The sequence below is a fragment of the Sphingomonas sp. AP28 genome (assembly GCF_056680455.1).
The window spans coordinates 1,332,473-1,351,914 of record NZ_CM155283.1 but is presented as its reverse complement, the minus strand read 5'-3'; the positions used below and the strand labels follow the sequence as shown (position 1 = coordinate 1,351,914).

Sequence of the window (19,442 nt, the reverse complement as noted above, 5' to 3'; positions counted from 1 at the left end):
AGGGCGGGAGGCATCTTGTGCCCAAACCGACGCCGATCAGACGGCAGGGCAGGAAGGAGCTCTCAAAGCCAAACGGACGTTCTCCGATACGGCGCCACGAGGTGCAAAGGCCCTCCGGTTCGCCTCCGCTATTCGGAAGTGTTGATCATTGCAGTGACACGGGGTGACGGCTAGCGCAGATGCGTAACAGATAGGAAGATGCTGTGATGCTCACCAAGCGCGCGTTTGTCGGAATGCTGATGGCGGGCGCAGCTCTGCCGCTGATCGACCCCCGGATCGCCAACGCGGCAACCGGTAGCGGTAATGACGATGCGCGGCTCCTGCGCTTTCTCGATGCCGCGTTCGATGCAAGCGTCGCGCTCAGTCCGGAGACGCAGACCAGCCTCGGTCTCAAGACCAATTACGACAGGCTCGACGATTATACCGATACTGCCGCACGGCGCGCACAAGCTTTGCAGGATACGCAGCTTGCCGACCTGCAACGCAACTTCGCAGTCGATCGGCTCGGACCCGATGCGCGACTGAGCTACCGCCTGTTCGAGGCGCAGGTCGCCACGGACCGTCGGCAGTTCGCGTTCCGCGACTATGCCTTTCCGGTGTCGACGAACGGCAGCCCGGCGGGCAACATTCCGGTATTCCTCATCAACCAGCACCGTATTGCCACGGTGGCCGACGCTTACGCCTATGTGGCACGCTTGCGTGATTCCCTGCGCGTCATGCGGGAAGTCGCCGCGACCATGCGCAAACAGGCGGCCAAGGGCATCGTGCCGCCAAAGATGGTTTTCACGCCGGCGCGCGGCGATGCCCGCCAGGTCATTACCGGCGCGCCGTTCGATGCGGGCCCGGACAGCAGCCTGCTCGCCGATTTCAAGGCTAAGGTCGGCAAGCTCAGCGTGTCCCCGGCTATCAAGGCAGCGCTGATCGCGGATGCGGTCGCGGCGCTGAAAGGGCCGTTCCGCCAAGGCTTCGACGTACTTTTTGCCGCACTCGATGAGATCGAGCCTCTCGCCAAGGGCAATGACGGCGCCTGGAGCTTGCCCGGTGGCGACGCATATTATCAGGCGCGGCTTGCCTATTACACCACCACCGAGATGACGGCAGAGCAGATCCATAAGCTGGGGCTCGATCAGGTGCGTTCGATCCACGCCGAGATGACGGCGGTGATGAAACGGGCGGGTTTTGCCGGATCGCTGCAGGACCTTTTCGTGGCGCTGCGGTCCGACCCGAAGTTCAAATATCCGAACACCGATGCGGGGCGTCAACTCTATCTCACCGACGCGCGCGCGGCGATCGCGCAGACGATGGCCGCCGCGCCGCGCTTCTTTCGCCGACTGCCAAAGGCGCCGCTGGAGGTGCGCGCGGTCGAGACGTGGCGACAGGAGACAGCCGCGGTCGCCTTCTATGATCAGCCCGCGCCGGATGGCTCGCGGCCGGGGATCTTCTACGTCAACCTAGCGGACATGACGCAGGTGCAGAAGACACAGGTCGAGGGGATCGCGCATCATGAAGGCGCGCCGGGGCACCATTTCCAGATTGCTCGCGCACAGGAATTGACAGGCGTGCCGAAGTTCCGCCGCTTCGGCTATTATGGCGCCTATACAGAGGGTTGGGGTCTGTACTCGGAACGGCTTGCCAAGGAGATGGGCGCCTATGGCGATCCATATTCGGAACTGGGCATGCTGGCGTTGCAGGTGTGGCGCGCGTGCCGCCTGGTGCTCGATACGGGGATGCATGCCAAGCGCTGGAGCCGCGACCAAGCGGTTGCCTATTTCACGCAAAATGCCCCGCTCTCGGCTCGCGATGTGGTCAAAGAGGTCGATCGCTACATCAACAACCCCGGGCAGGCGACGAGCTACATGGTGGGGCAGCAGCGTATATCGGCTCTCCGGCGCAAGGCGGAAACCGAATTGGGTGCGCGCTTCAACATCCGCGATTTCCACGAGGTGGTGCTGGCGCATGGCGCTCTGCCGCTCGGGGTGCTGGCCGAACAGGTCGATGCCTGGATCGGTGTGGCCTGAGACTTACGTGTGTCGAACCGACACGCGGCGAGGGGCGGATCATAGGATCCGCGAACGATGACCGCATGCTCCTGCTGGAAAGCCCTTCCGATGACGCCGTTCATGACTTTGAGGCCAGCGATAGCGGTGACACTCGCCTTACTCGTCGGAGCGTGTGCGGGCGCGCCACCCGTGGCTAGAACCGGTACGACGCCGCAATTCGTCGCCGAGCGCTTCTTCGAGGGGCGGCTCGACGGCCTCGGCACGCTCAAGATCGTTCTGCATGCGCCGACGACGACGCACGTCAGCAGCGTCGGTCACGTCGTCGCGGATGGAACACTGGTGCTCGACCAGCATATCGAACAGCAGGGCAAGCCCGCGCGCGATCGGCAATGGCGGATCCGGCCGCTTGGTAACGGGCGCTATACGGGTACGCTGACCGACGCGTCGGGCCCCGTGACGGGGGAGGTCGAGGGCAACCGGCTTCACCTCGACTTTCCCATGAAGGGCGGCGTGCGGGTGGATCAGTGGCTGACGTTGTCCAGCGATGCACAGGTTGCGCAGAATCATCTGATCGTCCGCAAGCTGGGTGTCACCGTCGCGACGCTTGATGAGACGATCAGGAAGCTGCCATGAGCGGGCATCGCGAGCGCCACCTGGTCTCGCGGACGGGGTGGTTGCGCGCGGCGGTGCTCGGCGCGAACGACGGTATCGTCTTGACCGCGAGCCTGATCGCGGGGGTCGCCGCATCGGGCGCAACGACCGGTGCGGTGCTAGTCGCGGGGTCGGCGGCGATGATCGCGGGCGCGATGTCGATGGCGACTGGCGAGTATGTCTCGGTCAGTTCGCAGGCGGACAGCGAGGCTGCGGATCTAGCCCGCGAACATGCCGAACTGGCGAGCGACTGGGCGCACGAGCATGACGAACTGGCGCAGATCTATGTCGCGCGCGGGCTCGATGCGACGCTTGCGTATCAGGTCGCCGCGCAGTTGATGGCGCACGACGCGCTCGGCGCGCACGCCCGCGACGAGCTGGGCATTTCCGAAATCGTCATGGCGCGCCCGATCCAGGCGGCGTTCGCGTCGGCGGTCAGCTTCGTGAGCGGTGCCGTTCTGCCGCTCGTGGTCGCTGCGCTGGCGCCGGCGCCGCAGCGGCTGGTCGCGGTGATCGGCGCGACGCTCGTGTGCCTCGCGATCCTTGGCGTGGTCGGCGCGATGGCAGGGGGAGCCCGCCCACTGCGCCCGGCCTTTCGCGTCCTGGTCTGGGGCGCGGCGGCGATGGCGGCGACCGCCGGGATCGGGCATCTCGTCGGCAACGCGGTATAAGCGTCATGCCGTGCACCGAGACGGGACAGCGGGGGCAGCGGGGGGCAGCGGGGGCAGCGTCCCCGCGCCGTCCGGGCGGCGAACGTTCACGAAGACGATACCCAGTCTTGCGGAACTTATTGCTCCTGGATGTTCGAAATCACGCCGCAAGCGTGCTGATGGTGGCGCGGTTGCGGCCGGCTCGCTTGGATTGATACAGGGCCATGTCTGCCGCCTGGATGAGGGTTGCGCCATCCCGGTCCATGGCGTCGGACCAGGTTGCGATGCCGAACGACATGCTGGTCGAGCCCAGCGTGCGGTTGCCATGCCGGACGGTCAACTCCGCAATGGCCTGGCGTACGGTTTCGACGCGGCCGGCAAGCGCCTCCGCGGTCGTGCCCGGCGCGATGATCGTGAATTCCTCACCGCCGAAGCGGCAGACGACATCGCCGTCGCGGAACCGGCTGCGCATCTCCGTGGCGACGGTCTGCAGCACCGAGTCGCCGGCATCGTGACCGAACTCGTCGTTGAAGCGCTTGAAATGGTCGATGTCGCACATGACGAGGCTGAGCGGTGTTCCAGCCCGCGAGGATCGGGCGATCTCCAGCTTGAGCGCTTCTTCCATATAGCGACGGTTGAACAGGCTGGTCAGCGGATCGCGGATCGTCTGTTCGCGCAACGATCGCTGCAAGCGGTGGTTGACCAGCGCGGACGCGATGTTCTCGGTCAGCACGTTCATCCGGAAGCGGTTCTCGGCTTCGATCCGTCCCTGGAGGTAAAGCACGCCGATGACCTCGCCCCCCGCGAGCAACGGTTCGCAATGATACACCTCGTCTTCCGCGACGTGCCCGCAGACGATGTCGCGGCTGGGGTCTTCGACGAAGTGGCTCTGGCCACGGCGCAGCGCCCAGCACCGCTCCGGCGCGAAGCCTTCGATCGGCACGGTGATGCCGCCCCAGCTCGCGACCGGGGCAAGACAATTGCGCGAGTTGTTGTGCGCGTACAGGGCGCCGGGGATGGCCGGGAGGACCTGCGGAACGAACACCCGGATGATCTGCGCCAATTCGTCGTCGGTGCGCGCGGCCTGCATGCGATGCGCCATGCCGCCCAGCAGTTCGATCACGTCGCCGCGTTCGCGAAGCGACCTCGTATTCTGCTCCAGCTCCGTGTTGACGATCTGTAGTTGCCGCTCGCTGGCGCCTTGGTCGGCGACGGCGCCCCTCAATCGGTCGGCCATCGCATTGTAACCCACCGCGAGGCGGGTGAACTCCCGCGATCCCATCGCCGTGTCGATCCGAGCCTCGTGCTCGCCGCTGCCAAGCGCGGTCATGGCGCGCATCATCGTCTCCAGGGGGCGGCGGATCCCCCGGACGAGCAGTGCAAAGCTGCCGACGACGACGAGCGCGACGGCGATCGCACCCAGTATCGCCAGTCTTTTGCCGCTTTGCAGTCGCTGAACCGCGACGTCTTGCCGGATGGTCTGAAGGGCGCGTTCCTCATCGAGAAAGCCCTTTGCGCGCACGCTGATCGCATCCATCAGTTCGCGCCCTCGGCCACTTGCGACGACTGCCACCGCCCCGGAAAAATCGCCACGACGGGCCAGGTTTAGTGGCTGCAGCAAAAAGGCGGAGCGCTCCTTCATCAGCGACGCGATTTCCTGGGCCCGTGCGTGCTGAAGCGGATTGTCGTCCGTCTGTTCAACGACACGCGCGATGGTTTGCGCGGCGCTGTCAACACGTTCGGCGAACGACCGGGCATAGGCTGGGTTACGGGTAATGATAAACCCACGCTGCCCGGATTCGGCCTCCCGCAAATCGCCCAGCGCCGCCTCGGTCGTCTCTATGATCCCGGCGGAATGCGTGGCCCCATGAAAACTCTGGCTGGCCTGGTACGACGCGTCGGCGAGAAGCCCTGCCAGCGACGCTAACGCCAGGAGCACTATGAGCCCGATCGCGGTGATACGCGCTGTCAGCGAGACGAACATCGCAGCATGTTTAGCCCGAAGAGCTTAGCGATAGGTTACGCGGGTCACGCGAAGCAGCGGTTTCCGGGGATTGATAGGGCTGCTTAAATGCGGGTCATCGTCTCGCTCGATCATCGCCCGGCGTCCAGCGACCCACCAACCGCAGCAGTGATGGCGGCCGCAGCGATCGTGTTCTTCGCCTTCTACGGCTTCGATGCCGTGGCGACGACGGCCGAGGAGACGAAGAACCCCAAACGAGACCTGACGATCGGTATCATCGGCTCGATGCTGGTATGCACCGTGATCTATATGGCCGTGGCGATCACTGCAGTCGGTGCCCTGCCGTTCGTGCAGCTCGCCAATTCGCCGGAGCCGCTCGCGCTCGTGCTCGTGCTCGTGCTGCGCCAACTGAGCCAGCCGTTCGCCGCGCAGTTGATCGCGCTGGCCGCCGTCATCGCGCTCCCTTCGGTGATCCTGGTGATGATGTACGGTCAAAGCCGTATCTTCTTCGTCATGGTGCGCGACGGCCTGTTGCCACGACGTCTCGCCACGGTCAGCCCGCGGTCGGGAGGGCCGAGTTGGCGAATGCAGGCACCTTGATTGCATTCATCTCTGTGGGTGTCTGCCTGATCGTGCTGCGCCGGATCGCGCCGGACATGCCGCGCCTGTTCCGATGCCCCGCCGCGTATCTGGTGGGAGCACTGACGATCGCCGGTTGCCTACCTTCTCGCCAGCCTGCCGACGGCGACGCTGATACGCTTCGTGACCTGGAATATCGTCGGATTGGCCATCTCCTTCGCCTACGGACGGCGAAAGAGCGACGCGGGACGTTCTGAGCCTCTCGTCGCAATCTGACGGCGCCGGCCCAGGCGCATCGCCGCGCTCGAATGTCGAAGGAGCGTGGCCGACAGCTAGCCGTCAGGCAGTTCGCGCGCGTTCCTCGACAATTCGCTCCAGCATCGATAGCGGCATCGCACCGGCTTCCAGGACGTCGTGGAAATGCTTCAGGTCGAAGCGATCGCCGGCGATGGCCTTGGCCTTTTCGCGTGCGCGCAGCCATGCGGCATGGCCGATCTTGTAGCTGCACGCCTGTCCTGGCGAGACGCAGTATCGCTCGACCTCACGCTGCGAGCGTCCGGTCGCGAAGCCGACCGTATCGACCATGTACTTGGTCGCCTGATCATGCGTCCACCGCTTGGTATGGATGCCGGTATCCACGACCAGCCGTGCGGCGCGGAACAGGAACGATTGCAGATAACCGGCGCGTTCAACAGGCGAGGCATAGCCCCCGAGTTCGTCGGCGAGTTGCTCCGCATAAAGCGCCCAGCCTTCCAGATACGCGTTGAAGAAGGCGATCTTGCGCAGCGGATGCGTGGGCGCACGTTGCGCGGTCGATATCTGCAGATGATGCCCCGGCACGCCTTCGTGATAGGTGAGGCTCGGCAACGTGTATTTCGGCCAGTCGTGTACGTTCTTGAGATTGATCCAGTAGATCGCGGCGCGCGACCCATCGAGCGGCGCGCGGAAATAATAGCCGTTGGGTGCGCCGTCCTGGATTTCGGGCGCGACGCGGCGGATCTCGAGCGCAGCGTTGGGCGGGTTGGTGAAAGCTTGTGGTAGCCGTGCCTGCATCGCCTGGACGCCGGCGTTGAGACTGGCGAGCAGTTCGGCACGGCCGGCGTCGGTGTTCGCAAACAATTGCGCGGGCAGGCGGTTGAGCTGGTCGAGGCGGGCGCCGACACTGCCCTGCGTAAGACCCTGTCCACGCAGGATCGGGTCGAGCTGCGCGGTGAGTTCTGCGACCTGTTGCAGGCCCATGCGATGGACCTCGTCGGGCGTCAGGTTGGTGGTGGTCGCCTGCGCCAGCGCGGCTGCGTAGATCGCATCGCCGTTCGGGATCGCCCAGATACCGGCGGCAGTGCGCGCCGACGGTCTCAGCGAGCGTAGCAAAGCGATCTGGCGATCGAGCGCCGGATAGACCTGCGTCGCGACGATCCGGACGGCGCGCGCCTGCCAATCGCCCGCGATATTCGCTGCGCCGGTGCGGCTGGTCAATGCCTGGACGAGCTGGTTGTCGGCAGGGTTGGGCGACCGGAGCTTGGCCAACTGACCGAGCGCGAGATCGAGCGAGAAATCGGGCGCCAGCCGGCCCTTGGCGGCTTCGCGACGCTGAACCTCGGTCTCGTTATCGAGCTGGCGGCCCATCATCGCCAGACGATCCAGATAGGCCTTCGCGTCATCCGCCGTCTTGACCGGGTGGGTCGAGGCAAGGAAGTCGGGCAGCGAAAAGTAGACGCCGTCCTGTTGCGTGATCGAATAGGGGCCCTGCGGCGAGGATAGGCCGAACCGCTCCGGGCCGACCATGTTCGATTGGATGTTGAAGAGGACGACTTCGCGATCGATGCGCGCCTGTGGCGATAACGAGGCGGGATCGACGGCGGTGACAAGCGCCTGCGCCTTGCGGTTCCGCGCCAGATCCTTCGAGATAGCGGCGTAGCTGTTGTCGCCCAACATATGGCGCAGATCGGCATTCTTGCCGGTGTCGAGCCCGAGCGAAGTGGCGAATTCCGGCGATTGGCGCACGGTTTCGGCCAGGACCTGATCGAATACCGCGTTCAGCCGAGCGTCGCCCGGCGACGGTGTCGCGGCCCCGCCCGCCGAAGTCTGCGCAAGCGCAGATTGCGCGGGCAGCGCGCTCAACGCGGCGGTAGCGGCACTGGACATGATAAAAGCGCGACGATCCATGCCGATGTTCCTGACTGTGAAGCGAGTTGCGCCACGCTAGGCGACAGCGGGTCGGTCGCGCAACCCGGCTGTGCCAAGCCGTCCGGGGCCGCTGCAGCTTCCGCCCCTCGAGATGCGGTAACGCTGCCGGGGCTTGGTTCGACAGCGGGACGACGGGCTAGATGAGCATCAGCGCGTTTTCTCCGCGGCGATCCATGTCAGCATCTCGGTCTCCATCGCCGGCAGGGGCACCGAACCCATGTTGAGCAGGGCGTCGTGAAAGCGGCGCTGGTCGAAGCGGTCGCCCAAATCCGCCTCCGCCTTCGCACGTAACTCGCGCATCTTCATCTCGCCGAGCTTGTAGGCAAGCGCCTGGCCCGGCCAGCTGATGTAGCGGTCGACCTCGATCTCGACGTCCAGCTTGGCAAGCGCGGTATGTCCGGTGAGGTAGTCGATCGCCTGCTGGCGGCTCCATCCCATCGAGTGGATGCCGGTGTCGATGACCAGGCGCGCGGCGCGCCACATCTCGAAGGTCTCTCGGCCGAATTCCTCATACGGCGTGCGGTACATGCCGAGCTTGGTGCCGAGCCATTCCGAATAGAGCCCCCAACCTTCGCCATAGCCCGAGAAATACGTCTCGCGGCGGAAAGCGGGACGGCTGGGGGCTTCCAAGGCCATCGCGGCCTGATGGCTATGGCCGGGGACACATTCGTGCAGGGTCAGCGCGACGATATTATAGAGCGGCCGCGATTTGAGGTCGTAGGTGTTCATGAGGCACGCGCTGAGCCCGCCGCGACCCGAGGTGTAGACCGGCGCGATCGCGTCGGGCACCGGTTGGATGGTGAAACGGTAGCGGGGCAGCGTGGTGAAGACGTCCTTCAGCCGCCCATCCATCCGCTTCGCGACATAGGCCGAGAAGCCAAGCAGCTCGTCCGGCGTTCGAGCGTAGAATTGGGGATCGCTGCGCAGGAAGGCTAGGAAATCGGCGAAGCTCCCCTTGAAGCCGGTGGTGGCGATCGTCGCCCTCATGTCGGCGTCGATGCGGGCCACTTCCTTGAGGCCGATCTGGTGGATCGCCTCCGGAGTAAGCTCCAGGGTCGTGTATTCGCGGATCTGGCTTTTGTAGAAAGCTTCGCCGTTCGGCAGTGAGGCTGCGCTGACGGTCGTGCGCGTTCCGGGCAGGTAGGTATCGCGGTAGAAGGCCAGGAGCTTCGTGTAGGCGGGGGCCGCGGCGGTATCGACCGCGGCCAGCCCATCGGCGAGCAGCACGGCCTGCTGGCTCGTCGGGATCGAAGCTGGCATCGTCTTGAACGGTTCGGCGAGGGGGTTGTCGGCGCCCGGCCTCGTGAAGGCGGCGATCGTCGCGTCGCGCCCGACGAGAGACACACGCGGGGGCGTGAAGCCACGTTTCAGTCCGACACGCATGTTCGCGATGTTCTGGTCGAACCAGCGCGGCACGTCCTTCAGTCGGCCAATGTAGCGGCGATAGTCTTGGGCGGTTTCCAGCGGGGCGTAAGGCTTCACCTCGCCCCAGAAGTAGGTGTCGCTGTTCAGCGGGGCCTCAAAGGTACGGAAGTCGATGTTCGCGACCTCGGCCCGAAGCGATTCCTTGAGAACAGCGGCGTTCAGGCGCTCCTCGGACGAAAGTTGCGCCGCAGGGATATGCGCGATGCGGTCAAGAACAGTGGTCCAATAGGTGCGCCGGCGCGCCCAGTCGGCAGGGGCGACAGCGGGAAAATGATCATCGGACTTGCTGCGCAAGCCGTCCGCGATCTGCGCGAGCTCCTTCTGTCGCCAGACCCATTCAGCGTCGTAGATCGCCTTTAGTTGCGCATCTGCCGTGCTTGGGAGGGGCTGAGCCGTGGCGGGGGCAAGTGCGAGCAGCACCGTTGCCGCTGTAAATCCGAACCGCATCGAGTTCCCTCCGTCCACTGTTGCAGCAGTCGTATCCGCACGGGTCGGCAAGGGAAAGGCGCGCCGGCTTCGCATCGGTCCTCCGCGTGGAGTCGGTTGCGTCGTGCCGTCGTTCGCACGACTAACCGCCGTAGCGTTCGGTTTTGATGTTGGAGGCGTCCAGGCCGGCCGAAAGCGCGCCCTCCGTCGCGATGTTGACGAAGCCGTTGGACCCACAAACGAACACTTGGGCGGGCTTTCGGGGAAGCCGGGCCACGATATCCTTCACCATGGCGCCGTCGATCCGTCGTCTGAAGTCCGTTGGACGGATCGGTTCTTCGCGCGTGATCGCCAGAGCGAGGGCGAAGGACGTGTCGTTGACCGCGGTGGAATGAAGCTCCTCTGAAAACAACACGTCCGCAGCGGTTCGTGCGGACAGGAGCAGCGCCGTCGGCACGGAGAGGGACAGCGTGCGGCGGTGTCGGATCATCGCCATCAGAGGGACGAGACCGGAGCCCGCCCCGATCAACAACACCCCATCGACGGCAGGCTCCGGCCAGAGGAAATGGCCGCCAAGCGGACCACGGAGCTCGATTTCGTCCCCGATCGCCGCGACATCGTGGAAGAACGATGACACTTCGCCATCCGGCAGGCGCTCGATCGCGAGTTCTATGATCGCGGGGGAAGAGGCGGACGACGTTGCCGTCGACGCGATCGAATAGCTGCGCATGGCGCTGTAGCCACCCGGTGCCGTCAGCCGGACATCGACGTGCTGCCCCGCGATGTGCACGAACGGTTTGCCCAAGCGCAGGATGAAGCTCTTGATGCTCGGTGTCTGCTGGACGATGTCCTCGATGACGCACGATTGCCACGGCACGGTCTGCGCGCTGCGTTCAGTCATTGGTGTATCGCTGCTCACGCCACGGATCGCCGTAGATGTGGTAGCCGTGCCCTTCCCAGAATCCGGGCTCGTCACGTGTCGTGAATTGCAGTGCGTTCACCCACTTGGCGGACTTCCAGAAGTAGAGATGCGGAACCAGAAGACGCGCTGGTCCTCCGTGGTCGCGCGAGAGCGGCTGGCCCGCATAGGTGAGGGCGACCATCGCCTTGCCCGATAGAAGGTCCGCCAAGGGCACGTTCGTCGAATATTTATCGTAGCAATGTGCAAGGACGAAATCGGTGGGAGGGTCGAGACCGGCATCGGCAAGTATGTCTTCGATGAGCACGCCCTCCCAGGCGGTGTCGAGCTTGGACCAGGAGGTGACGCAGTGAATGTCCTTGGTCACCTTCGTCTTCGGCAGGGTGTTGAACTCGCTCCAGTTCCAGACTTTGACGGGCTTCGGACCGATCTTGACCGTGAATTTCCAATCGGAAGGCTCCACGTGCGGCGTAGGGCCAGCGGACAGGACGGGAAAATCTTCCACGAGATGCTGACCTGGCGGAACTCGACCGGAGTCATCGCCGCTCGAACCGCGGCCGGAGAATCCTCTGGTGACCATGATGAATCCCTTGGCTTGGCTGATGGAACGGATCGGGCTTGAGTTCAGAAGCTGATGCTACATCCTTGTGGCTGCGACCTGCATGGCAGCCTCGCGACGTTCGTATAGTCGCTGCCACTCCGGAGCCTCGCCGCGCTCAGCCCAAACATCGCCGAGCACCTGGTTGACGAACGTCTTCAAAAGGTTGGGGTCCTTACGAACCTCCATGAACTCGCGGGCCAGTTCGACCCATGCCGCGCCGCGGTGCTGGCTATAGCCGGACCAGATATGGAAGCTGCGGTGTCGCGGCCCGTTCTCGGGAGCATGGGCCCGCCACTCGCCGTTCTGATCCATCCACGGCTTGTGCGATTCTTCAATGTCGCAGCCAGTCTCGCACCGATACCAGGCGCGCTTCGGGTTCTCCTTCGGTTCCCACCGGATGCCGGGGCCTGTTCCATCGCCCCAGACCAGCACCTGCATGTGGCCACATTCGGGGCAGGGGACGTAGCGGTGTTCTTGCGTACCGGCGTGAAACAGTGCGTCGATGCGGCTGATACCGGCCAGCGTGGGCGTTGATCCCGCAGCGCTCAGCGGCTCGTCGGACGTCTGGTTGCGCTTGAATGCCAAGCGGGCAGGGTCGCCTTCGAGGCCCGACGACACCGGGTAACCATCCGGTTCTTCGAGCAGCACGCTGTCGGTTGTGACGCGCCGGAATTCCTTCGGGCTATTCGCACCCTTGATCTGGATCCAGCCGCCCTTGAAGCGCTTGGCCCTGATCTGGTTGTCTCGGTGCCGCGGCTTGAACGTCGCGACGGTGCGGATGATGGGCCACTGAAGCACCGGGTCGAGATCGTCTCGGCTGTACTTCTCGGCGTCGTCGATCGTCGGCTGATAGATCAGCAAACGCCGCGGACTCTGGTGGATGCACCAGCCGATGTAGTTCTGAACGATCTGCGAGTAGCCAATGCGGCTGCTCTTCTTCACCGATATCTGCGTGGTCGCCGGATCGGTGAACGCGTCCGCTATCCCGTCCTGGAACGGGAAGGCGCGGAACCGTTTGCCGTTATCGAGACGAGCGTGGATTGCAGACCATGCCGACAGCGTCAGGATGGGCTTCGGCTTCCAAGCCGCGATCCATTCACGCACCGCCGTCAGGATTGCTCCCGCCGGCGCGGCGATCACCTCAGTCGTCGTCTCCGGGGGCGTCGTCCTCATCCATGCCCCCGCCCATCGACTCCTCGACCCGCGTCAGGCTGAGGTCTTCGAGCGCGTCCTGAATTGCCTGCTCGATCCGAGCGCGAAGGAGTTCGTCACCCTTGGCGACGATGGCGGGCACGCGCATCAGGCGGCCCATGGAAACGGCGATGACGCTGGTAACGGCCATCGTCATGTCGGGCAGCGATGCGAGCTCCTTGCGGTCGAGCGCGTTCGCGGTCGCGATCTTGTCCGCCTGCTCTTTGGTAAGGCGGGTGCGCTCAACTTCGAACGTTGCCGTTCCCTCGCCCGACGTGGCGAGCTTGCGGACCTTAAAGTCGAGGTGTGCCTCGACATACTCGTTGGCGGTCAGGCCAGGCCGGGGGAAGTCACCCGCCTGCATCCGATCGCGAACCCAGCTGTCAGACATGCCGACGAGCCACGCGACCTCGGCGCGAGTTAACGCGACATCCTCTATACTTGAAATTGCCGCCTCCCATTACTTGAGAATGGCTGATTTCCGCCGTTTTAATTCTAGCGGCGGCGGCATCCTAGGAGAACCCGTGCCTAGAAAAGACCTGCGCCTTTGCCCCCCGTATTACCCGGCATCCCAGGAAGGACCCAAAGGGCCACCCCGGCCCTTTGCCATTGGTGCGCTGGGTCTCGTACCGCTCGCAAGCGACCCGGCACATGACGATCTGGGGGGCGACGGGGGCAGCTCTTGTCGTTCAGCCGCCAAAGTCGTGGCGGTGCAGCCCGACCTCATACCAGGCCGCCGCAGTACGTCCCAGTTTAAGACGGTCTCGTCTGATTGAATTGACTCTCTCGATAGACCTTAGAAAGTTTAAACCATTATGATTTAAGTAAGACCGCAGATCGAGCGGCAGCAACCAAAAGGGGCAATATGCTGGAGAATCTCATGATCGCCGTCGGTATCATCTGGGGCGGCTCAATCGTGCTTCTTGCATGCTTACTGGCGACAGACGCTCGAGCCGCGCGATCTGCTACTTCAAAGAAGAAGGCTAACGCCCTCGAACTGTAGCCCGCAGGTCGATCGCTGCTTGCTCAGCCTGCTCGACCAGCTGCTCCCTGCGGCCCTGATGGCGTAACCCTGAGGCCGCGCGTTCGGCAAACCACTATCGTAGGCTGGCTGGAAGGAACGCATCTGTTGCCGCGGATAATTTTGTTGTAGCTTCGAGTCGTCGGTTCAACGTGGCGAACTGGCGCTATTCTTTCAACATTGGCCACGTCGTAAGGAGCCCGCTTTGAGCGAAGACCGCGACAACGCCGACGTTGATAAGATATTGTCCAACGTGCTTTTAGTACTCGATCTCAGACAAGAGCACTTGGCTGCAGCTCTAGTGGGTCAAGCCCTTACTTGGTTGCGCTGGCCAGACGAACGTCATTCGGAACCTACGGACTGATGGCTACGGCCCAGCGGGCCTACAAATTTACCATACCGTAGGACAATCGCGCGGAGCACTGCTCCGGCATCAAGGGATGAGGGTGGCCTGCCACTGCGCTCATCGCGGCCCGCTTATGCGGCGATAGGCGCATCATGTACCTCATCCGTTCCGAGGAGCCAAGCCCCGATCTTCATGTTGATGCCTGCGAATGCGACCAGCACGAACTTGCCATCGCCATCCCTTACCACCTCGCCAGACAGGCCAGCACCTGGACCATCTGTGACCTTGACCGGCTGCCCGATCGTGAACGCCTGACGCTGCCCCATCTTGGCTGCTCGCTTCCCCCGTTCTTCGATGCGTCGGGCCTCAGCTATCTCGGAGTCACCGATCGTCGGGATAGCGCCAAGGAAGCGGAATACCGAGAAGCCGGGATGTTCGGAGAAGGGCAGCGCGGCGATGCGCGCTAGGTCGTGGCGACGATCAGCGCGAGCGAACACGAACGTCGGCATGATCGGCGCTGGGTATTCGACCCGCTCGCGCGCTGGTCCGCGACGGCGGGTGAGCGTCTGCACCGGGCTCCACACGTCAAAGCCAGCTGCCTCCAGCGAGGCGACTAAAGGCAGCGTACGCGACGCCCCCGTTCGAAGGATGCACCAATCGTTTCCTCGCGCCATAGTCTCGACCCTTACGTTAATTACAAATGGTCCGACCTGATTGATCGGTAATACGTCGCTAACCAGGCCAATTAATGTGCTGGCAAAGATCGGCGCCCAAGACGCAGTGTGATATTTGGGGAGGCCGAGGTGACCGTGAAATCTGCACTGCTGCACGCACGATCGTTCAAGAACGATAGCTTGATAAACAGCCTACTGATCTCCTGCTCTGCTTCGGCCGGCTGGCTAGCGCTAATTGCTGGAGTTTACTCAGTATCGTAGCCGAGAGCTCGAGCCTGATTGACTGCATCGCCATTATTATGCTGCCATCTGCTCGTCGGGCTGCCTGCTGATTGTCCGTTCGCCAGTGTGGCGGTGCCCAGTAGCTCTCGCAGTGCGTTGGAGATGCCGGACCACAGGAGATATCCATGACCGAGCGCAACACACCCGAGCCCGTCGACAATGCCAGCATCAAGTCCGGGGATGCCGATCGCACCGCGGACGGCTTCGGCCAGGGCAATGGCTACTCCGGTGACGAATACGACAGCGCAGACCATGCCGCGGAACGCCACCTTCAGAACCGTGATGGTGCTCCCAACGCAGGAGCCGACGAGCCGGCCGACGGTCGCGACATCCCGCCGGAAGCTGGGAAGCGCGCCTACATCGACAACAAAACTGGCGAAGTGCACGGTAGCGGATCGGGTGCCGGTGGTGGCAACCCCGGCGAGGATATCGATCTCGACACGTCGCGAAGCGGTCCGGAGGACTGATGATCCAGTCTTTAAGTAATTGTAAGGACTAAAAAAGTAGATCGAAATTAAGCGATAAGTGCGATTTCGATCAAGAATTTGGGGGCGCAGCGCATGCCAACGGACAACACCAGCTCGAACAGCGACGAGCATCCGATCAACCGCTCTCCCTCCGACCAAGGTGATTATCTGAAAATGCTGGGACGTTGGGCCCGGGGAGATATCCCGGTGTCCGGCCCCAGCGGGCACAGCGAACGTAGTGACTCCGGCGACAAGATCTGAACACGTTCTAGCAGCCAAGGTCACGCGTGCTCCTCCAGCTTTCGCTGATCGGCTGGCGGACCCGGTATGGCCATCCGCCGGTAGCGTTCCGCGGTTGACCGGCTGGCCTCCCGAGCCTCGTCCTGCGCCGCGACCTTCGTTCGCAATCGGGCCTCGATCCACGAAACGGGCTCAGCTCGACCGGCAGCGCTGAGCAACGCCGCGTTCGTTGCCTCCTCGCCGTGAGTGTTGAACCACTTCGCGATCAGGGCCCGGGCTGACTTGGCCGAAAGCCCCGCTACCCCCAGCAGCGCCACGCCAGCGTCGAACAAAGCTTTTTTCGGATCGATCGGCGACGCGACAGCGTCAGTAGATTTATCTACTGAACTATCTCCTCCCTCCTTCCTCTGGCGGGACTTTTCCCCACCGGTGGGTAACTGGTTCCCCACCGCTTCCCCACTAGCCCCGCTCTTACGAGGCTTCAGTTCCCCACTGGCGTTGGTTGAAGAGGGGGCAAGTTCCCCACTCGACGTAGTTGAAGGGGTATCGGGTTCCCCACCGTCGCGTGTTGAACGGGCCTCGATGTTCACCCAGTTCCGAACCGCTTCCGTCTGCGGATAGGTGGAATTGGGCTTCTTGGGACGCTGGTACTGGCAGAAGTTGCGCACGGCACCGTAGCGCTTGCCGCCAGCCTCGTACGACATGATACAGCGCGCTTCCGCCAACTCGTCCAGCAGCGCGACAGCATCGACGCTGTCCGCCGGCAGCAGCCGCATCTTCAGCTTGATAGGCGACCACTCGAACGAGCCCATGTCGTCGCATTCGTTCCAGATGCCGAGGAACATGAGCCGCGCGAATGGCGACAGCGAGACATAGGTCTCGTCGGTCCAGAGGCCGGGATGGATCGATCGAATACGCGCCATTATGCACCTTCCCTGGAACTGTAGAAATCGCTGCCGCGGACGGCTGAGTTTGCGCCGAAGAACCAGCCGAGAGCCTTCCCGGAGGGGCCGCTGCGGCGCTTGGGGACGAGGAACTCGACCTTGTTGCGCACGGCCTCCATATCGGTCCGCCACGCCTCGTATTTTGCGCCAAACTGGTCGTCCGGTTCCTGCTTCTTCAGGTATTCCTCCTCGCGGTAGACGAAGAGGATGACGTCGGCGTCCTGCTCGATCTGGCCGCTGTCGCGGAGGTCGGACGGCATAGGGCGCTTGTCCGGACGCTTCTCGACGTCGCGACTGAGTTGGGCCACCGCCATCACGACGAGGCCTTCGGACTTGGCGAACTGCTTGAGGCCGACGCTGACTTCGCTTGCATGCTCGTACGGCGACATGCCCTTGCGGCTGTGCGCCATCAGCTGGAGGTAATCGACGACGACCAGCTCGAGCTTCTCGCCCTTCGCTGCCAGCTTGCGCTTGTGGCTGCGGGCCTGGCGGATCAGCTTTGCCAGCGTCAGGCCAGATGTCTCGTTGATCTCGATCGGCAGTTCGTCGAACCGCGTCTTGGCAGACAGCACCGCGTCCATCTCATGCGGGCGAACCGTGCCGTCGCGAACATGTTCGTAGGGCACGCCGCCGCGCGTTGAGAACGTCATGTCGGCGAGCATGCGTCGGGTGAGTTCGTCGGCGCTCATCTCCAGCGAGAAGATCAGGACGCCGTGACCCATGCCGGCCGCGCCGATCGAATAGGACGTGACCAGCGAGGTCTTGCCCATGCCGGGGCGACCACCGACGACGACAAGGTTCGATGGTCGCAGCACGCCGATCGCGCTGTCGAGCGAGTTGATCGTGCCGCAGCGGACGCCAATGATCGGTTTGCCGAAACTGTCGATGACGGCCTGCGCGTAATCCCCGATCGATGCCTGAGCGGTGACGACCTGCTCTGCCAGTTCAGCGACAGCCTCGTCAGCGTCGGCGACCAACTCCTCGCGCGTCACTGACAAGTTGCGGGCCGACGCGACGACGTCCTTCAGGCCTGCGACCATTCGCCGCCGGCTCGACAGCATCGTGATCTGGTCGAAGTACGCCTTGGTCCGCGCCTTCGGTCCGGCATTGAGGTTGGCGGCGGCCAGCACCGAATATGCCCGCGGCCATTCGCCATCTTCGGCGAAGTGCGGCGCCAGTGTCACGACGTCGACCGCGCCCGACGCAGACTGCTCGATCATCTTGCCGTAGATGCGGCCGTACAGCGGGACCGAGAAGTCGGCGGGCCGGCAACGATCGGCAACCTCGTCGATCAGCTTATTGTTCGCCAGCAAGTCGCCGAGGAAACCTATCTCGGCCTCGACGTTGTGGAGCGGGCTGGCGGTCTCGGCCGTCGCGAACTGTTCTTCGAACGCTCCGCTCATGCCCGGATGCCCCGCAGCTGATCGTTCCAGTCCTTGAAGCCATCGGCAGGCCACATGATCCGGGTCGAGTAGCCTTGCTCGATCAGTTCTTCCTCGACCTTCTCGACCGCGGCACGGCCGGCGGCATCGTTCTGGCCCGCGATCACGATCGAGACGATGCGACGCGGGTATTCGATGTACGGCATCATCGCGGTCCCGAGCGTCACCCAGACCTCGGCGCCGAGTTCCTGCGCTAGCGAGAGTCCATCCTCGGGGCCCTCTGTAACGATCAGCTCGTCACCCACGCTATCCGCATCCGAGTTGATCCGCAGTGCGCCGCCCTTGATCCGCCCCAGGCTGCGCTTGGGCTTTTCCATGCGCGCCTTCTGCTTCCCACCGTCGGCGAGGAAGATGCGCTGCAGGCCGATTAGCTGGTCGTCGCCGTCGACTACCGCGCCGACCAGCGCCGGCAGGTCGGGACCGCATTCGCCCGTGTCGTCATCGTACCAGGCCGGCGTCCTTGCGAAGCGGATCGTGTGCGGGATCGGCATAATGATTCCTCGGCCGCGCAAGTAGATTTCGGCAGGCGTGCCGGGGGCTGGAACCGCCTTCTCCCAGACCAGCCGAGCGCGATCGATAGCGCGTTGCCGGTCGCCCTCGTCCTCCGCCGCCGCCTTCGCCCGCTGCGCCGGATCCACACCGGGCAGGCTCGCCGCGCCCAACCACTTCATCGCGTCGAGGAAGCCGATGTTCTCGGTCTTCATCACGTACTTCACGATGTCGCCAGACGCGTTGCAGCCGAAGCAGTGATACGTGCCCTTGGCATCGTTCAGCTGCATCGATGGCGTGCGTTCGTTGTGGAAGGCACACAGGGCGCGCTTCTCGTTCTTGCCAGCGCGGACGACCTTGCGGGTGCGGGCGACGACGTCGCTGATGTTGTAGCGCTGCTTGGCCTCGTCGACCGCCTGCCGGAAAGCGGCGTCACGCTCAGCGCGTCCCGTGGAACGGCTCATCGTCCGCATCCCTTCTCGGTTGCGATCATCTCGAGCCATATCGCGGTCAGCGCATGCACCCGGCGGATTAGAACCTCATGCGGCAGCAGTTCGTGCGGCTCAGTTAGGTTATCCGCCTCGATCGCGATGATCGCTGGCAGCAGGTTGGCGATCGTCAGCGCAGCCGCTTCGTCACCACTGCATACGGCTCCGGCATCCGCCCAGCGGCCGCCGACCAGCGCAAGCAGCGGATCCGCGAACCGGCCACCCCATTCGTGGCAACCGGCTAGGAACGTCGGCAGATCAATGGGCGAGGCTGTGTTGGCATACGCCGCCGCCCGGTCCTCCGACTTGCCCAGGACGCGGCCCATGTCGCCCCAGGTCGCGCCATCGTCGGTCTTGATCGACGTGATGACGGCGTTCTGCGTATCGACCGCGGCTGACGCGGAGAACGTGCGACGGCGTCCGTGGATGTACGGTGCGTTCATGCGGCAATTGCCTC

At 63.8% G+C, this 19,442-nt stretch carries 17 protein-coding genes and 1 pseudogene; 6 read left to right on the top strand and 12 right to left on the bottom strand.

The genetic code is table 11. From position 1 onward, the window contains the following. Positions 1–206 precede the first annotated feature (206 nt). From AC1MH0_RS06200 to AC1MH0_RS06190, 3 genes are all read left to right on the top strand, one after another. Positions 207–2,018 carry a DUF885 domain-containing protein gene (locus AC1MH0_RS06200; RefSeq protein ID WP_480965156.1) on the top strand — a complete coding sequence of 604 codons (1,812 nt, stop codon included), beginning with the start codon at positions 207–209 and terminating at the stop codon, positions 2,016–2,018. Between the two features lie 126 nt (positions 2,019–2,144). Beyond that, on the top strand, positions 2,145–2,633 hold the full coding sequence (locus AC1MH0_RS06195) for a DUF3833 family protein (protein WP_480965155.1): 489 nt from the start codon (positions 2,145–2,147) through the stop codon (positions 2,631–2,633). Further along, complete coding sequence (locus AC1MH0_RS06190) at positions 2,630–3,322, top strand: VIT1/CCC1 transporter family protein (protein ID WP_480965154.1); 693 nt, start codon at positions 2,630–2,632, stop codon at positions 3,320–3,322. The genes AC1MH0_RS06195 and AC1MH0_RS06190 overlap by 4 nt, the downstream gene beginning before the upstream one ends. Positions 3,323–3,461: 139 nt before the next feature. Here the strand turns inward: AC1MH0_RS06190 and AC1MH0_RS06185 are convergent, their stop codons facing one another. Beyond that, positions 3,462–5,285 (bottom strand): diguanylate cyclase, encoded by a 1,824-nt coding sequence (locus AC1MH0_RS06185; RefSeq protein ID WP_480965153.1) that lies wholly within the window; start codon positions 5,283–5,285, stop codon positions 3,462–3,464. 138 nt (positions 5,286–5,423) lie between these two features. Between AC1MH0_RS06185 and AC1MH0_RS06180 the strand changes: the two are divergent. Next, positions 5,424–6,119, top strand: a pseudogene (locus AC1MH0_RS06180) (APC family permease); the annotation flags it as partial. Between the two features lie 63 nt (positions 6,120–6,182). Here the strand turns inward: AC1MH0_RS06180 and AC1MH0_RS06175 are convergent. The 7 genes from AC1MH0_RS06175 to nusG form a co-directional block, all read right to left on the bottom strand. Then, the gene (locus AC1MH0_RS06175) at positions 6,183–8,009 is read right to left on the bottom strand and encodes a DUF885 domain-containing protein (RefSeq protein WP_480965152.1); all 1,827 of its coding nucleotides are present in this window, start codon (positions 8,007–8,009) and stop codon (positions 6,183–6,185) included. A 168-nt stretch (positions 8,010–8,177) separates the two neighbouring features. Beyond that, a complete protein-coding gene (locus AC1MH0_RS06170) occupies positions 8,178–9,902 on the bottom strand; it encodes a DUF885 domain-containing protein (protein WP_480965151.1) in 1,725 nt (574 codons plus the stop codon). Positions 9,903–10,023: 121 nt separating this feature from the next. Continuing rightward, complete coding sequence (locus AC1MH0_RS06165; protein ID WP_480965150.1) at positions 10,024–10,800, bottom strand: ferredoxin reductase; 777 nt, start codon at positions 10,798–10,800, stop codon at positions 10,024–10,026. Further along, positions 10,775–11,305, bottom strand: coding sequence for a molybdopterin-dependent oxidoreductase (locus AC1MH0_RS06160; RefSeq protein ID WP_480965149.1), 531 nt, complete (start codon positions 11,303–11,305; stop codon positions 10,775–10,777). Before AC1MH0_RS06160 ends, AC1MH0_RS06165 begins: the two co-directional genes overlap by 26 nt. A gap of 132 nt (positions 11,306–11,437) precedes the next feature. Further along, complete coding sequence (locus AC1MH0_RS06155; protein ID WP_480965148.1) at positions 11,438–12,574, bottom strand: terminase gpA endonuclease subunit; 1,137 nt, start codon at positions 12,572–12,574, stop codon at positions 11,438–11,440. Next, a complete protein-coding gene (locus tag AC1MH0_RS06150) occupies positions 12,543–12,983 on the bottom strand; it encodes a terminase (RefSeq protein ID WP_480965147.1) in 441 nt (146 codons plus the stop codon). The genes AC1MH0_RS06155 and AC1MH0_RS06150 overlap by 32 nt, the downstream gene beginning before the upstream one ends. Before the next feature lie 1,107 nt (positions 12,984–14,090). Continuing rightward, complete coding sequence (gene nusG / locus AC1MH0_RS06145; RefSeq protein WP_480965146.1) at positions 14,091–14,531, bottom strand: transcription termination/antitermination protein NusG; 441 nt, start codon at positions 14,529–14,531, stop codon at positions 14,091–14,093. A 509-nt stretch (positions 14,532–15,040) separates the two neighbouring features. Here nusG and AC1MH0_RS06140 point away from each other — a divergent pair. Further along, positions 15,041–15,382: a hypothetical protein gene (locus tag AC1MH0_RS06140; protein ID WP_480965145.1), complete on the top strand. Its 342-nt coding sequence runs from the start codon at positions 15,041–15,043 to the stop codon at positions 15,380–15,382. A 93-nt stretch (positions 15,383–15,475) separates the two neighbouring features. After that, the gene (locus tag AC1MH0_RS06135; RefSeq protein ID WP_480965144.1) at positions 15,476–15,643 is read left to right on the top strand and encodes a hypothetical protein; all 168 of its coding nucleotides are present in this window, start codon (positions 15,476–15,478) and stop codon (positions 15,641–15,643) included. A 20-nt stretch (positions 15,644–15,663) separates the two neighbouring features. Here AC1MH0_RS06135 and AC1MH0_RS06130 read toward each other — a convergent pair whose 3' ends face one another. From AC1MH0_RS06130 to AC1MH0_RS06115, 4 genes are read right to left on the bottom strand one after another with little or no spacing between them, the layout of a single operon-like run. Continuing rightward, positions 15,664–16,545: a hypothetical protein gene (locus tag AC1MH0_RS06130; RefSeq protein ID WP_480965143.1), complete on the bottom strand. Its 882-nt coding sequence runs from the start codon at positions 16,543–16,545 to the stop codon at positions 15,664–15,666. Continuing rightward, the gene (locus AC1MH0_RS06125) at positions 16,545–17,969 is read right to left on the bottom strand and encodes a replicative DNA helicase (RefSeq protein WP_480965142.1); all 1,425 of its coding nucleotides are present in this window, start codon (positions 17,967–17,969) and stop codon (positions 16,545–16,547) included. Before AC1MH0_RS06125 ends, AC1MH0_RS06130 begins: the two co-directional genes overlap by 1 nt. Then, positions 17,966–18,961: a DUF7146 domain-containing protein gene (locus tag AC1MH0_RS06120; protein WP_480965141.1), complete on the bottom strand. Its 996-nt coding sequence runs from the start codon at positions 18,959–18,961 to the stop codon at positions 17,966–17,968. The genes AC1MH0_RS06125 and AC1MH0_RS06120 overlap by 4 nt, the downstream gene beginning before the upstream one ends. After that, on the bottom strand, positions 18,958–19,428 hold the full coding sequence (locus tag AC1MH0_RS06115; protein WP_480965140.1) for a hypothetical protein: 471 nt from the start codon (positions 19,426–19,428) through the stop codon (positions 18,958–18,960). Before AC1MH0_RS06115 ends, AC1MH0_RS06120 begins: the two co-directional genes overlap by 4 nt. Positions 19,429–19,442: the final 14 nt, after the last annotated feature.